Source organism: uncultured Aureimonas sp., from assembly GCF_913775355.1.
Classification (GTDB): Bacteria; Pseudomonadota; Alphaproteobacteria; order Rhizobiales; family Rhizobiaceae; genus Aureimonas.
The window spans coordinates 1-13,114 of record NZ_CAJYIU010000151.1; the positions used below are offsets into that span (position 1 = coordinate 1).

Consider the following 13,114-nt stretch of genomic DNA (forward strand, 5'->3'; position numbering starts at 1 on the left):
GATACCCGAGGAACACAACCGCTAGCCCAACTTCCCGGCAGACCATCCAGTGTGCGTCTGCACCCCGTCCAACCCGCCCCGGCGCCACCGCCGTCGTCGATGAACGCCTTATAGGGGGAGCCACCGATGAAGGTCAACAGGGAAATTCCGACCAAGCGGAAAAAAGTTCGGAAACCAAGAGAGAACAACAGGTTACAACGTCGCAGAGCGGTCAGACGGACGTCATGACGGTGTCACGGGATCGAAAATCGACAGGTTAGCGTCTGTTGTATCCCGTTCCCTTTCCCTGTCCCTCCCCTCCCCCGCCGAACAATCCCCGTTGCTCTTTTCCGTCTTGACGCCTCTTTCCATCCGCTGTCTGCTGTCTGACAACTTGGTGCTTGGGGGATGTATGGCGATCGAGGGGCTGGCACGAATGCCGTCCGCGAACCGGACGAAGGATGCGATCCAGATCGTCGCGGATCACATCGCAAAGTCCGGCCTAAGGCCGTCCGATCGCCTTCCGACCGAACATGAGCTTATGGGGGCCCTCGGGATCGGCCGGTCCACCGTTCGTGAAGTCATGCGTCATTTCCAGGCGCTCGGCGTCGTCGAGACGCGGCGCGGCAGCGGCTCCTTCCTCCGCCGCAGCATCTCGGCGGCCACGGTTCACCTTCCGCTCTCGTTCGACCCCGGTCCCGTCCGGGATGGCCTGTTGCGGACACTCGATGTCCGGCGCGGGCTTGAGGTGGAGGCCAGCATGCTGGCCGCCAGCCGGGCGGAGCGCGCCGATATCGAGCGTATGCGCGAAAGGCTGGAGGAGATGGAGCGCGTGCATCTGGAAAAGGGCACGGCGGGGCGCGAGGATCTCGCCTTCCACCTTTCGATCTATGACGCCACGCACAATCCGCTCTTCGGTCAGCTTCTGGAACAGATGCGCGAGGCGTTCGAGCTCTTCTTCGATAAGCCGTTCGACCGACCGGACTTCGCGCGCCGGTCCTTTCCATTTCACCGCGAGCTCTTCGACGCGATCGCCGGACGCGATCCGGCCAATGCGCGAGAGAAGACCCTGAACATCCTCGCCATCGTCGAGGAAGACATCGAGGACATGTCCCAATGATCGACGGGATGGACTGGCTGGATCATGCGTCCGGCATCGTGGCTCACGACGCGCCCAACGCCTATGCGGCGGTGGTGCCGCCGATCGTGCAGACCTCGCTCTTCACCTTCGAATCCTACGCGGAGATGGAAGCGGTCTACCGCGGCCAGAAGCAGCGTCCGGCCTATTCGCGCGGCCTCAACCCGACGACGCGCATCTTCGAGGAGAAGGTAGCGGAGCTCGAGGGAACGGAGGACGCCCTGTCCTTCGCCAGCGGCATGGCAGCGATCTCCTCCACGGTTCTGACCTTCGTATCGCCGGGCGAGCGCATCCTCGCCGTGCGGAATGTCTATCCCGACGCCTACCGTTTGTTCGAGACCTTCGCGAAGCGGATGGGCATTCACATCGATTATGTCGATGGGCTCGACGAGGAGGCCGTCAGGAAGGCGCTGCCGGGCGCGAAGCTCTTCTACATGGAAAGTCCGACCAGCTGGATGATGGAGGCGCATGACGTCGGCGCGCTGGCAGCGCTCGCCCGCGACGCCGGCGTCATGACGGTGATCGACAACTCCTGGGCGTCACCGGTCTTCCAGAATCCGATCGCGCTCGGCGTCGATCTCGTCCTGCATTCGGCCTCGAAGTATCTCGGCGGCCATAGCGACGTCGTTGCAGGCGTCGTGGCGGGCCCCGCGGCGCTGATCAACCGGGTTCGGTCGGAGACCCATCCCTATCTCGGCGGCAAGCTCTCGCCGTTCGAAGCGTGGTTGCTGATCCGCGGGCTGCGCACGCTTCCGATCCGCATGAAGGCGCACGAGGCATCGGGTCTCGAGGTGGCAAAGCGCCTGAAAGCGCACCAGGCGGTCGAACACGTCGCGCATCCCGGTCTCTCCAACGCGTTGCCGCCGGGCCTGCGCGGCACCTCGGGCCTCTTTTCCTTCGTCTTCCACGAGGGCATCGACATCGCGCGCTTTGCCGACACGCTTTCGACCTTCTCCCTCGGCGTCAGCTGGGGCGGCCACGAAAGCCTCGTCGTGCCTGGCGCGATCGTGCGGGCGCAGGCCGCGCAGCCGAATTCCGCCGTCGCTTTCGGCATCCATCCGCGCTCCGTCCGCCTGCATATCGGCCTCGAAGGCACGGAGCTTCTCTGGAACGACATCGAGGCGGCCATCGCCGCCGCGACGCTTTGAACCCCGACGACAACCAAGGAGGAATGGCATGATCAGGACGCTTCTTACCGCCACCATGCTGGCCGGCCTCTGCGCCAGCCCCGGACTGGCTCAGACCCTGAAGTTGACCGAGGTGATCACGAGCCCCGAGCGCACCGCGACGCTGCGCGAGATCGTCAAGGGCTTCGAGGCCGCCAATCCGGGCGTCACCGTCGAGATCACGTCGCTGCCCTGGGGAGAAGCGTTCGAGAAGTTCGCGACCACCGTGTCGGCCGGTGAGACGCCGGATGTCGTCGAGATGCCCGACACCTGGCTCGCGCTCTACGCCAAGAACGGCGCGCTCGAGAACCTCGAGCCGTACCTGAAGAACTGGCAGTACACGGGCGGCCTCAACGACCGCGCCCTCCAGTTCGGCCGCGCCGTCGACAACACCGCCTACATGCTGCCCTACGGCTTCTACCTGCGCGCGATGTTCTACAACAAGGACGTCTTCAAGGCGGCAGGTGTCGAGGCGCCGCCGAAGACGCTGGACGAATTCACGACAGCCGCGGAGAAGATCAAGGCCGCCGGCAAGTCGGCTTACTGCCTGCGCGGGGGCCCCGGCGGCCTGAACGGCTGGGTCATGTTCGGCGCGACGGCCAACGGCGACAACACGTTCTTCAAGGAAGACGGCACCTCGACCTTCTCCGAGCCAGGCTGGGTCAAGGGACTGACCTATGTCGTCGACCTCTACAAGAACGGCTACGCGCCGAAGGACTCGATCAACTGGGGCTTCAACGAGATCGTCGCGGGCTTCTATTCCGGCACCTGCGCCATGCTCGATCAGGACCCGGACGCGCTGATCGCGATCGACGAGCATCTGAAGCCCGAACAGTACGGCGTCGCGCCGATGCCCAAGGGCCAGGCCGGCAAGGCCTTCCCGACCATCGGCTATGCCGGCTGGTCGATGTTCGCGGCCAGCGAGAACAAGGATCTTGCGTGGAAGCTGATCGAGGCGCTCGAAGGGCCGGAGGGCAACCTGGCCTGGAACAAGCGGACCGGGGCGCTGCCTGTCCACAAGTCGGCCGAGCAGGATCCCTTCTACGCGCAGGACAAATTCAAAGGCTGGTTCGAGGAACTGTCCGACCCGAACGTCGTGCCGACCGTGATGCCGACGGACCTCGAGGAGTTCGCCTTCTTCAAGGACTCGCTCGTGATCAAGACCAGCCAGGAAGCCCTCCTCGGCTCGATCACGCCGGACGATCTCGCCAAGCAGTGGGCGGAGTACCTGACCGCCGCCAAGAAGAAGCAGATGGGCAACTGAGCCCGTCACGACGCGAAGGGGAGCGGCCCGGCCGCTCCCCACTTCCTTCCCTGCAGCCGGCTCGGATCTCATGACTGCCATCGGCCAGACAGGCACACCGCCTGCCCCTCAGGTCCTGCGCCGAAGCTGGACCTCCAGCCTGCAGCCCTACCTCTATGCCGCCCCGGCCGTGATCCTGATCGTCACGATCATGCTGGTGCCGCTCGTCGTCGGCGTTTCCTACGCGTTCCGCGACATCCGCCTGCTTAACCCGTTCAGCGGCGGCTTCGTCGGCTTCGGTCATTTCGTGAAGCTCGCCTCCGACCAGAACTTCCGGCTGGCGCTCAGCAACACCGTGTTCTGGACGGGGACCTCGGTCGCGCTGCAGTTCGTCTTCGGCCTGATCCTGGCGCTTCTCCTCAACCGCCCGTTCGCGGGCCGGGGCCTCGCCCAGGCGCTCGTGTTCCTTCCATGGGCGGTGCCGAGCTTCCTGTCCGGGCTCGACTGGGCGTGGCTCTTCAACCCCGTCGTCGGGCCGATCCCGCATTGGCTGACGGCGCTGGGGCTCACGGAAACGCCCACCAGTATCCTCGCCGATCCCGACCATGCGATGTGGGGACCGATCATCGCCAATGTCTGGTGGGGCATTCCCTTCTTCGCCATCACGCTCCTCGCCGCGCTGCAATCCATCCCGAAGGATATCTACGAAGCCGCCGCGATCGACGGCGCCGGCGCCATCGAGCGCTTTCGCTCGATCACCCTTCCCTTCCTCGCGCCGACGATCGCCATCACCATCCTCCTGCGCACCGTCTGGATCGCAAACTTCGCCGACCTCATCGTGGTGATGACGAACGGCGGACCAGCGGACCGCACGCAGATCGTCGCGAGCTATATCTTCACGACCGCCTTCCGGCGTCTCGACTTCGGATACGCATCGGCGATCGCCCTCGTGCTCCTGGTGCTCCTGATGATCTACTCGCTGCTCCTCGTGAGCCTGCGCCAGATGCTCCTGAACAGGTCCTGACCCATGGCCGCCGTCACCCGTCGGCGCCTTGCCGGCACCATCGCCCATCGCACCGCGATCCTTCTCTACATCGTCGTCGCGCTGTTTCCGCTCTTCTGGCTTCTCAAGGTCTCGGTCACGCCGAATGCGCTGCTCTACAGCGAGGGCGTACGCCTCTGGCCGTCGCGCACGAGCTTCGAGCATTTCGAGTTCGTGCTTCGCAACAGCGACTTTCCGCTGTTCTTCCGCAACTCGCTGATCGTCTCGCTGACGACCGCCGTCGTGGTGACGCTGATCGCGGCCGGCGCGGGCTACGCCATGTCGCGCTTCCGGTTTCGAGGCAAGCTCTGGCTCGTCGGCTTGATGCTGGTGACGCAGATGTTTCCGCTGGTCATGCTGATCGCGCCGATCTTCCGCATGCTGGCACCGATCGGCCTCACCAACAGCCTCACCGGTTTGATCATCGTCTACTCCGCCTTCAACGTGCCCTTCGCGGTGTTCCTGATGCAGTCGTTCTTCGACGCGATCCCGAAGGATCTCGACGAGGCCGCGATGATCGACGGGGCCAGCCGGTTCCAGGCGTTCCGCGAGATCATCGTGCCGCTGACCCTGCCCGGCATGGCGGCGACGCTCGGCTTCGTCTTCACCGCGGCCTGGAGCGAGCTTCTCTTCGCGCTGATGCTGATCTCGAAGACGGACGCCAGCACCTTTCCGGTCGGCCTCCTGTCCTTCGTCTCGAAGTTCGGCGTCAACTTCGGGCAGATGATGGCCGCCGGCGTCCTCGCGCTCGTCCCGGCGCTTCTCTTCTTCCTCCTCATTCAGCGCTTCCTGGTGCAGGGGCTCACCGCCGGCGCGGTCAAAGGCTGAAGGATCAGACACACATGGCCACGATCGATCTGAACGCCGTCGAAAAGTCCTTCGGCCCGATCCACGTCCTCCAGCCCGTCGACCTGTCGATCCGCAGCGGCGAATTCGTCGTCCTCGTCGGCCCGTCCGGCTGCGGAAAGTCGACGCTCCTTCGCATGATTGCGGGGCTGGAAGAGGCGACAGCCGGCGACATCCTGATCGGGGGACGCCGCGTCAACGACATGGAGCCGAAGGATCGCAACATCGCGATGGTGTTCCAATCCTACGCGCTCTACCCGCACATGAGCGTCGCGGGAAACATGAGCTATTCGCTGCGGCTTCGCAAAACCGCCAAGGAACGTATCTCGGAAGCCGTGCGCGGAGCCGCCGAAACGCTCGGCCTGTCGAAGCTCGTCGACCGCAAGCCGCGGGCCCTGTCCGGCGGACAGCGCCAGCGCGTCGCGATGGGTCGGGCCATCGTCCGCCAGCCGCAGGCCTTCCTGTTCGACGAACCCCTGTCCAACCTCGATGCGCGCTTGCGCGAGCAGATGCGGGCCGAGATCAAGAAACTGCACCAGCGCCTCGGGGCAACCTCGATCTACGTCACGCACGACCAGATCGAGGCGATGACGCTGGCGGACCGGATCGTCGCGCTCGACGCCGGTCGCATCCAGCAGATCGGCACCCCGCTCGATCTCTATCAGCGCCCGGCCAATCGCTTCGTCGCCGGTTTCATCGGTTCGCCCGCGATGAACTTCGTCTCAGGCCTCTATCGCAACGGCCCCCGGCCGCATCTCGACGTCGGCCACGCCCAAATTCCGCTGGCGCCCCTCGGGCTGGCTGAAGGACGACCGGTCACGATCGGTATCCGGCCGGAGCATGTCGCCTTCGCGCCATCCGATGCGGTGGATGCCGTGGACTGCGCAGTGGAGCTCGTCGAGCCGACCGGGGTCGGTACGATCGTTCATCTGCGCTACGGCGAGGTGGCCATCAAGGCCTATCGGCCCGGCTACGGAGACTGGACGGCTGGCGAGCGGTTGAGCGTGCTCCTGCCCGCCGAGCATCTCCATGTGTTCGACGACGAGACGGGGACGCGCCTCGAACACGCCTGACCGCGCACCACAATCTTTTCATCACAAAAGCGTGCGACATCTAGCGGGAAAGACGGGTCGCACGTTCGGCCCCTGCCCTCCCCTTCCGGGACGCGAGGCCCCCCGCATGACCGTGGTCGCCGCCTATCTCTACCGCCACGGCAAGCGGGTTCGTGAGATCTCGATCCACGAGAAGGTGGATTGTCCGTCGGACCGGTCCGAGTTCGTCTGGATCGGCATATGCGATCCGACGCAGGAGGAAATGCAGGTCCTCAAGGAGCAGTACAATCTGCACCCGCTCGCGGTTGAGGACGCCGTCGATGCGCGCCAGCTGCCCAAGGTGGACGTCTATGGCGACCAGCTCTTCGTCGTCGCGAAGACCGCGGCGCTCGACGGCGACCGGATCGAATACGGCGAAACGGCCATCTTCCTCGGACACAGCCACATCATCAGCGTGCGTCATGGATCGGCCCGCTCGCACACGGCCCTGCGCCAGCATCTCGAAGCCGCGCCGACCCTTCTGATTCACGGCGTCGACTACGTCCTGCACGCTATTCTCGACTACATCGTCGACGGATATCTGCCGATCGTGGAAGCCATCGAGGACAACGTGCTGACGATGGAGCAGCGCTCGCTCGACTCGTTCCTCGGGCGGGACGAGATCACCCGCATCTTCACCCTGCGCCGGCAGCTCGCCAAGTTTCAAAGGGTTCTGGCTCCCATGGCCGAGGTCGCGGGCAAGCTCGTCCGGCTCGACCTTCCCTGCATCGATCCGGAGAGCAGGCCCTACTTCAGCGACGTGCTCGACCATGTCCGCCGGGTCCAGACGCTGGTCGACGGGCTGATCCAGATCGTCATCTCGGTCTTCGAGTTCAGCAACCTTCTGGAACAGCAGCGGACCGGTGCGATCACGCGCCAGCTGGCCGCGTGGGCCGCCATCCTTGCCGTGCCCACCGCCATCGCCGGCATCTACGGCATGAACTTCGAGAACATGCCGGAGCTGAAATCCCGCTACGGCTACTTTGAGGTTCTCGCAGCCATCGCGGTGATTTGCAGCGTCCTCTACGTCCGCTTCAAGCGCGCCCGCTGGCTATAACGGCGTCAACCATACCGCACGATCGTATTGGCCGCCGCACGCGGCCGCCACATTCGTCCAACATGACGAGGGGATGACACAGCGCATCCTTCGCCTCGCCGCCTGGCTGGCCCTCGCGGCCATCCTGTTCGTCACCGTCTCGCCGATCGGCCTGAGGCCGCACGACGTCATGCCGGTCGATCTCGATCGCGCCCTGGCCTTCGTCGTGATGACGGCACTCTTCGCACTCGCCTATCCCAAACGATGGCTCGCGGTCGGCCTCACGATCATCGTCGGTGCCTTTGCCATCGAGCTGCTTCAGGAGCTTTCGCCGACGCGACATGCCCGGCTGGACGATGCGCTCGTGAAGGCGGGCGGAGCGTTTGTCGGTCTCTGCCTCGCGCGTCTCGTCCTGACTGTCCACCCGCGCCGCGCGTCTCGGGGCGCCTCCAGAGACGTGCCCGCGCGCACGCTCACCACGCCAGCCACGTCACCAGAAGCGCCAGCCAGATAATGGCCGAAAGCGCCAGCCCGACGAAGAGCCCGCGTGCGGCTCTCATCTCGTCGCGCACCGGGACCCGCTCGATCTCGGGTCGCTCGATCGGCTTGGACGCTACCCTCGCTTCGCTCTTCATCGCATCGCTCCCTCTTCGAATAACTAGCGGTTGCAATTCGGAAGTCGAGCGGGTTGTATTGTCGGACTGGCGATCGAAGAGCCATCTTGGCCATGGGTCGGACGGTCTCGGAGGCGCTCAGCTGTCGTCCGCAGGCACTTCCGAACACCGCCACCCATCGGCTTGTCATCGGGTCGTTGGCTGCAGCGTCAGAATCGTACCGTCCGCTGACGGATATGGAGGAACCGGGTCCCTTCCCTCATAAGCAATTGGCCAGCTTCATATTCGGGCCGGCGACGACGCCCGGAACGGGCTCGTGTCGGGAGGGAAGCCACGAGTCGATGTCGGTCATCACGCAGTCCAGCGTCCGCAATCGCCTGCTGACCGCCGTTTCCGGCGAGACCTTCGCGCGGCTCGCCCCTCACTTCGCCACCGTCGAACTGCCAGTACGCCAGCTCCTCGTCGAACAGCGCACCCCGATCCGCGACGTGTATTTCCTCGAAGCCGGACTGGCCTCGATGGTCGCCACCAGTCGCGACGGAGCGGAGGAGATCGAAGTCGGCCACATCGGGCCGGAGGGGATGACGGGGTTCTGCGTCCTTCATGGCGTCGACCACACGCCCCACCGCACCTTCATGCAGACCGCCGGGGCAGCCCTGCGGATGCCGGCCGAAGCGCTTCTTGGTACGGTTGCCGAGGACGACGCGCTGCGCCAGCTTCTCCTGCGCTATGTCCATTGCTACGAAGTGCAGCTGTCCCATTCGGCACTCGCCAATGGCCGCTACAACATCAACGAGCGGCTGGCCCGCTGGCTCCTGATGTCACAGGACCGCCTCCACTCCGACGACCTCCCTCTCACCCACGAGTTTCTGTCGCTGATGCTCGGCGTGCGGCGCTCGGGCGTGACGAACGAAATCCATGTGCTGGAAGGCGCGCGCCTCATCAGGGCGACGCGCGGGCACATTCATATCCTCGATCGCGAGGGGCTGAAATCCATCGCGGCGGGCTGCTACGGTATTCCCGAGGAGGAGTATGCGCGGCTGATCGGCGAGCCGCACCCGATCGGAGAGGCGCAGACGCGGCGGCGCTGACGGCCCCTCGCCTTACCCCCCAAGTTCGGTGAATACCGCCCGGAGATCGCATTCCTCGCTCCCCAGCGCGACGGCTGCCAGAATGCGGGCCTTGGCGCCGCTGAGATCGCCCGCGAAGATCGCGCCCGCCCGTTCGAGATCGCGTCCGCCGCCATTGCCGTAGACCGGCTTCACCCGACCTTCCGGACAGCGGGAGGTGACGATCACCGGAATGCCGGACGCGATGATTTCCGCCGCGGCGCCGGTCACGATCGGCGGCGTGTTGCCGCGGCCGAAGCCCTCGATGACGATCGCCTTCGCCCCCTCGCCCGCCACGAACCGCAGCACGCGGTCCGAACAGCCCATCGCCATTCGGACAAGTTCGACGCCGGTCTCGATATGTGTCGGCGCGAACGTGCGTCGCAGGGTCGGTCGGCGGTGGATGCGCACCAGTGTGCCATCCACCTCCCCGAGCTTTCCGTGCTCTCCCGACCGGAACGTATCGGTGCGGGCCGTGTGGGTCTTCGTCACGTCGCGGGCGGCATGGAAGTCGCCTTCGAAGAGGATCATCGACCCGAGCCCGACCGCCTCCGGCGTCGCGGCGAGACGCACGGCTTCGGCGATGTTGCGCGGGCCGTCGGTATCCGGCGCGTCGGCGCTGCGCTGCGCCCCCGTGAAGACGACGGGCTTCGCCGATTGGACGACGAGGTCGGAGAGGAACGCGCTCTCCTCCATCGTATCGGTGCCGTGGGTCACGACCACGCCGTCGCAGGCGGGGTCTGCCAGATGCTGGTCGATGCGACGGGCGAGCGCGAAGGCGAGAGGCAGGTCGATCGAGAACGAGTTGACGCTGCAGAAGTCGTCGACCGCGATCTCGATCTCCTCGAGCCGGTCATGCAGGCCGGCCCGCAGCGCCTCGCCGCGCACGGACGCCACGACGTCGGCGCCGGCCATCGCGGTTTCGGCGCGCGATGCGATGGTCCCACCGGTGGTGACGAGTTGGATGCGCGGCATGGCGGGTTTCCTCAGGAGGGCCCGCCTCGATCAGCGCAGGGACGGCAGCCTGGGCAGGAGAATCGTGGCGAGGCCGAGAAGCGGCAGATAGGAGACCGTGCGATACACGAACTCGATACCCGCCGTATCGGCGAAATCGCCGAGGAACGCAGCCCCGAGCCCGCCAGCCCCGAAGGCGAAGCCGAAGAACATGCCGGCCACCAGCCCGACCCGGCCCGGCAACAGCTCCTGCGCGAACACGACGATCGCCGGAAAGGCCGAAGCCAGGACGAAGCCGATGATCACGGTGAGGACGCCCGTCAGCGGCAGGTTGGCGTAGGGGAGGAGAAGCGCGAAGGGGATGACGCCGAGGATCGAGAACCAGATTACGAAGCGCGCGCCGTAGCGGTCGCCGATCGGGCCGCCGAGGAACGTGCCCGCCGCCGCCGCGCCGAGGAACAGGAAGAGCATCAGCTGCGCCTCGCGAACCGACAGCGCAAAGCGATCGATGACGTAGAACGTGTAGTAGCTGGAGAAGCTCGCCATGTAGACGTTCTTCGTCGCCGTAAGGAGCACGAGGATCGCGATCGCCCAGAGCACGGTGTTGCGCGGCAGCGGCAAGGCGCGGCTGACGGGCGCGCGGCCAATCTGGGCCCGGCGATGGCCAGCATACCAGTTGCCCGCCCAGGTCAGGATCGCGATGCCGAGAAATGCGATGCCGGCGAACCAGGCGATGCTGTGCTGGCCGTAGGGCAGGACGATGAAGGCGGCGAGCAGCGGACCGAGCGCCGTCCCCGCGTTGCCGCCGAGCTGGAAGAGCGACTGCGCGAAGCCGTGGCGTCCGCCCGACGCCGCGCGCGCCACGCGGGACGCCTCGGGATGGAACACCGCCGATCCGAAGCCGATAAGGCTGGCCGCGAGGAGCAGCATGGGAAAGCTGCCGGCCGACGACAGGAGGACGAGACCGCAAAGCGTCGACCCCATCCCGACAGGCAGCGCGTAGGGCAGCGGCCAGCGGTCGGTGACGACGCCGACCCCCGGCTGAAGCAATGACGCCGTGATCTGGAACGTCATCGTCAGGAGCCCGATCTGTACGAAATCGAGCGCGTAATTTTCCTTTAGAAGCGGGTAGAGCGACGCGAGCAGCGACTGCATCACGTCGTTCAGCATGTGGCAGCCGCTCATGGCGAACAGCACGGAGAGCGTCGTCTTCTCGCGCAACGACGTCGAGGCGGCAGTGATGGTCGACATGCGAACGAACCCCGGTTCGTGGCCACGCGCTCCCCCCGCGCGCCCACGACTGTAAGGCGTACGAACGGTTCGATGCGGGCTGTATCATGTCTTCCCGGCGTCTGTCGCGGGGACTTTTACAGCGTTCCGCCGGGGACAGACGCGCCCGTCGTCACCGTCCCGCCCGTGGTGGACGACGGCGGCCCGCCCTCCCGGCTCGAGAAGAACATGAAGTAGAGAACGCCCAGGACGACGACCGCCGTGACGACCGCCCACAACGAGCCGCGCTTGCGGTTGGAAGGCTTGTCGAACTTGGCCAAGGACGAACTCCATCAGGTTCCGGGCATGAGCTGAGATATGGAGCGCACACCGCCGATGTCGTCGGGTTCCGGCAAATTCGGGAGCGGCTTGGCGCATCGTGCGTTGGGGTTCTCAATGACAAAGGGAGACCTCCGATGACCCACCCCAATCCGAAGGCCCAGCCGAACGAGACGCAGAGCGAAGAAGCGACGCAGATCGCAGCCCAGTTCGCCGGTCTCGACAACGACCTCATTCAGGTGGAGGCGCCCGACGGAAAGCCGGAACCGCGGGACGAGATCCTCAGCGACGAAGACGGTGGCACCTCGACCTTCGCTCCCGGGCAACGGCAGTGAACGTCGAGGAGAGCATCCGGCAGGCCATCGTCGGCGAACTCCAGCGGCAGGCCGAAACCAGCGACGGGGGCTTGCACGTGGAGGAGACGGAGACCGGCGTTCTCCTGAACGGCCCGGTCGACCTCGACGAGTTGATCATGGTCGTGATGGGTTCGATCGCCGGCGGTCCATGAGCGCCTTCGATGCTTCGGCGGGTCGGGCGTCGAGCTACGACCGCCTTGCCCGCCGCATCATCGAATGGACTTCGCGCGAGGGGGCAGTTTGCCTATGAAGGCGCAAACGCGAAGGAGACATGAGCCTATGGCCTTCAAGACGCCGCACGAAGCCGCCGCCGAGGCGAAGATCACCAAGGCCGGTTGGAAACGCGACAAGAAGACGAACCTCTGGAAGTGCTTCCGCGAGCCCGACCGCGGCAAGACCTTTTCCGGCACGGCGGTCGAGTTGGCCCGCATCCTCGACGACAAGGCTGCGGCCGAAAGCTGATCAGCCTCCGAACGCCGGGTCCGCCCGGCCCGGCCGAGCGGCGAGAACCGTCTCCAGAGGCGGCTGACGCCAGTCCGGCCGGGCGGACGGCCATTGCGGATTGCGATCCTTGTCGATCACCGCCGCCCGCACGCCCTCGTAGAAGTCGTCCACCCCCAGACAGAAACAGGCGGCCCAAAACTCCCGAACGAGGCACGCCTCCAACGTCTCGCTGGCCTCGCCTTCGTCGAGAAGAGCATTGGTCACGGCCATCGACCAGGGCGAGCGCCCTCGCATCGTCTCCAGCGTCCGACGCGCGAATCTGCCGTGTACGGCGTCGCCCTCCATCGCATCGAGCGCCCGCTCGATCTCGGCGATGTCGGTTTGGGCGAATGCTTCGCTTATCGCCTCGCCATGATGCGCCAGAAGCGGGGCACCGATCTCGTCAGCCTCGATCGCAATCCGCGCATCGACGGCGTCCCGGCTCGTGCCCGGCGTGAGTTCGGTGAGTTGCCGGCGCAGTTCCGCGAGGCGATTGGAGGGAACGCAAT

Annotated in this window: 17 protein-coding genes; 12 read left to right on the forward strand and 5 right to left on the reverse strand. The window is 65.6% G+C overall.

Going from position 1 to position 13,114, the window contains the following annotated elements; all coding sequences use genetic code 11:
* The first annotated feature begins 415 nt into the window (after positions 1-415).
* From QZ753_RS09920 to QZ753_RS09955, 8 genes are all read left to right on the forward strand, one after another.
* On the forward strand, positions 416-1,099 hold the full coding sequence (locus QZ753_RS09920) for a FadR/GntR family transcriptional regulator (protein WP_294643303.1): 684 nt from the start codon (positions 416-418) through the stop codon (positions 1,097-1,099).
* Positions 1,096-2,265: a PLP-dependent transferase gene (locus QZ753_RS09925; RefSeq protein ID WP_294643271.1), complete on the forward strand. Its 1,170-nt coding sequence runs from the start codon at positions 1,096-1,098 to the stop codon at positions 2,263-2,265. The genes QZ753_RS09920 and QZ753_RS09925 overlap by 4 nt, the downstream gene beginning before the upstream one ends.
* A gap of 31 nt (positions 2,266-2,296) precedes the next feature.
* Positions 2,297-3,547 carry a sugar ABC transporter substrate-binding protein gene (locus QZ753_RS09930; protein WP_294643305.1) on the forward strand — a complete coding sequence of 417 codons (1,251 nt, stop codon included), beginning with the start codon at positions 2,297-2,299 and terminating at the stop codon, positions 3,545-3,547.
* A 70-nt stretch (positions 3,548-3,617) separates the two neighbouring features.
* Positions 3,618-4,550, forward strand: coding sequence for a carbohydrate ABC transporter permease (locus tag QZ753_RS09935; protein WP_294643274.1), 933 nt, complete (start codon positions 3,618-3,620; stop codon positions 4,548-4,550).
* Between the two features lie 3 nt (positions 4,551-4,553).
* Positions 4,554-5,396: a carbohydrate ABC transporter permease gene (locus QZ753_RS09940; RefSeq protein ID WP_294643276.1), complete on the forward strand. Its 843-nt coding sequence runs from the start codon at positions 4,554-4,556 to the stop codon at positions 5,394-5,396.
* A 14-nt stretch (positions 5,397-5,410) separates the two neighbouring features.
* Complete coding sequence (locus tag QZ753_RS09945; protein ID WP_294643278.1) at positions 5,411-6,487, forward strand: ABC transporter ATP-binding protein; 1,077 nt, start codon at positions 5,411-5,413, stop codon at positions 6,485-6,487.
* A gap of 106 nt (positions 6,488-6,593) precedes the next feature.
* On the forward strand, positions 6,594-7,562 hold the full coding sequence (locus QZ753_RS09950) for a magnesium and cobalt transport protein CorA (RefSeq protein ID WP_294643280.1): 969 nt from the start codon (positions 6,594-6,596) through the stop codon (positions 7,560-7,562).
* 73 nt (positions 7,563-7,635) lie between these two features.
* The gene (locus QZ753_RS09955) at positions 7,636-8,055 is read left to right on the forward strand and encodes a VanZ family protein (RefSeq protein ID WP_294643282.1); all 420 of its coding nucleotides are present in this window, start codon (positions 7,636-7,638) and stop codon (positions 8,053-8,055) included.
* On the opposite strand, the gene QZ753_RS09960 is transcribed toward QZ753_RS09955, so the two are convergent.
* Positions 8,015-8,176, reverse strand: coding sequence for a hypothetical protein (locus tag QZ753_RS09960; protein WP_294643284.1), 162 nt, complete (start codon positions 8,174-8,176; stop codon positions 8,015-8,017). The two genes, QZ753_RS09955 and QZ753_RS09960, sit on opposite strands and share 41 nt — an antisense overlap.
* Before the next feature lie 320 nt (positions 8,177-8,496).
* Between QZ753_RS09960 and QZ753_RS09965 the strand changes: the two genes are divergently transcribed.
* Positions 8,497-9,246: a Crp/Fnr family transcriptional regulator gene (locus tag QZ753_RS09965; protein WP_294643286.1), complete on the forward strand. Its 750-nt coding sequence runs from the start codon at positions 8,497-8,499 to the stop codon at positions 9,244-9,246.
* 12 nt (positions 9,247-9,258) lie between these two features.
* Here the strand turns inward: QZ753_RS09965 and QZ753_RS09970 are convergent, their stop codons facing one another.
* The 3 genes from QZ753_RS09970 to QZ753_RS09980 all read right to left on the reverse strand — a co-directional run bounded on the left by QZ753_RS09970 (position 9,259) and on the right by QZ753_RS09980 (position 11,768).
* Positions 9,259-10,239, reverse strand: a complete 981-nt coding sequence (locus tag QZ753_RS09970; protein WP_294643288.1) for an asparaginase — start codon at positions 10,237-10,239, stop codon at positions 9,259-9,261.
* 30 nt (positions 10,240-10,269) lie between these two features.
* The gene (locus QZ753_RS09975) at positions 10,270-11,469 is read right to left on the reverse strand and encodes an MFS transporter (RefSeq protein ID WP_294643290.1); all 1,200 of its coding nucleotides are present in this window, start codon (positions 11,467-11,469) and stop codon (positions 10,270-10,272) included.
* A 116-nt stretch (positions 11,470-11,585) separates the two neighbouring features.
* A complete protein-coding gene (locus tag QZ753_RS09980) occupies positions 11,586-11,768 on the reverse strand; it encodes a hypothetical protein (protein ID WP_294643292.1) in 183 nt (60 codons plus the stop codon).
* 135 nt (positions 11,769-11,903) lie between these two features.
* Between QZ753_RS09980 and QZ753_RS09985 the strand changes: the two genes are divergently transcribed.
* From QZ753_RS09985 to QZ753_RS09995, 3 genes are all read left to right on the forward strand, one after another.
* Positions 11,904-12,101: a hypothetical protein gene (locus QZ753_RS09985; protein WP_294643294.1), complete on the forward strand. Its 198-nt coding sequence runs from the start codon at positions 11,904-11,906 to the stop codon at positions 12,099-12,101.
* On the forward strand, positions 12,098-12,274 hold the full coding sequence (locus tag QZ753_RS09990; RefSeq protein ID WP_294643297.1) for a hypothetical protein: 177 nt from the start codon (positions 12,098-12,100) through the stop codon (positions 12,272-12,274). The genes QZ753_RS09985 and QZ753_RS09990 overlap by 4 nt, the downstream gene beginning before the upstream one ends.
* Positions 12,275-12,401: 127 nt before the next feature.
* Positions 12,402-12,584 (forward strand): hypothetical protein, encoded by a 183-nt coding sequence (locus QZ753_RS09995; protein ID WP_294643299.1) that lies wholly within the window; start codon positions 12,402-12,404, stop codon positions 12,582-12,584.
* On the opposite strand, the gene QZ753_RS10000 is transcribed toward QZ753_RS09995, so the two are convergent.
* A partial coding sequence (locus QZ753_RS10000; RefSeq protein ID WP_294643301.1) for an enoyl-CoA hydratase/isomerase family protein occupies positions 12,585-13,114 on the reverse strand: 530 nt, incomplete at its 5' end.

Bases quoted from the DNA above. Each gene is read 5' to 3' on its own strand.
- QZ753_RS09955 (WP_294643282.1), top strand. From the start codon at position 7,636: ATGACACAGCGCATCCTTCGCCTCGCCGCCTGGCTGGCCCTCGCGGCC.
- QZ753_RS09965 (WP_294643286.1), top strand. From the start codon at position 8,497: ATGTCGGTCATCACGCAGTCCAGCGTCCGCAATCGCCTGCTGACCGCC.
- QZ753_RS09920 (WP_294643303.1), top strand. From the start codon at position 416: ATGCCGTCCGCGAACCGGACGAAGGATGCGATCCAGATCGTCGCGGAT.
- QZ753_RS09960 (WP_294643284.1), bottom strand. From the start codon at position 8,176: ATGAAGAGCGAAGCGAGGGTAGCGTCCAAGCCGATCGAGCGACCCGAG.
- QZ753_RS09935 (WP_294643274.1), top strand. From the start codon at position 3,618: ATGACTGCCATCGGCCAGACAGGCACACCGCCTGCCCCTCAGGTCCTG.
- QZ753_RS09925 (WP_294643271.1), top strand. From the start codon at position 1,096: ATGATCGACGGGATGGACTGGCTGGATCATGCGTCCGGCATCGTGGCT.
- QZ753_RS09950 (WP_294643280.1), top strand. From the start codon at position 6,594: ATGACCGTGGTCGCCGCCTATCTCTACCGCCACGGCAAGCGGGTTCGT.
- QZ753_RS09970 (WP_294643288.1), bottom strand. From the start codon at position 10,239: ATGCCGCGCATCCAACTCGTCACCACCGGTGGGACCATCGCATCGCGC.
- QZ753_RS09940 (WP_294643276.1), top strand. From the start codon at position 4,554: ATGGCCGCCGTCACCCGTCGGCGCCTTGCCGGCACCATCGCCCATCGC.
- QZ753_RS09985 (WP_294643294.1), top strand. From the start codon at position 11,904: ATGACCCACCCCAATCCGAAGGCCCAGCCGAACGAGACGCAGAGCGAA.
- QZ753_RS09975 (WP_294643290.1), bottom strand. From the start codon at position 11,469: ATGTCGACCATCACTGCCGCCTCGACGTCGTTGCGCGAGAAGACGACG.
- QZ753_RS09995 (WP_294643299.1), top strand. From the start codon at position 12,402: ATGGCCTTCAAGACGCCGCACGAAGCCGCCGCCGAGGCGAAGATCACC.
- QZ753_RS09945 (WP_294643278.1), top strand. From the start codon at position 5,411: ATGGCCACGATCGATCTGAACGCCGTCGAAAAGTCCTTCGGCCCGATC.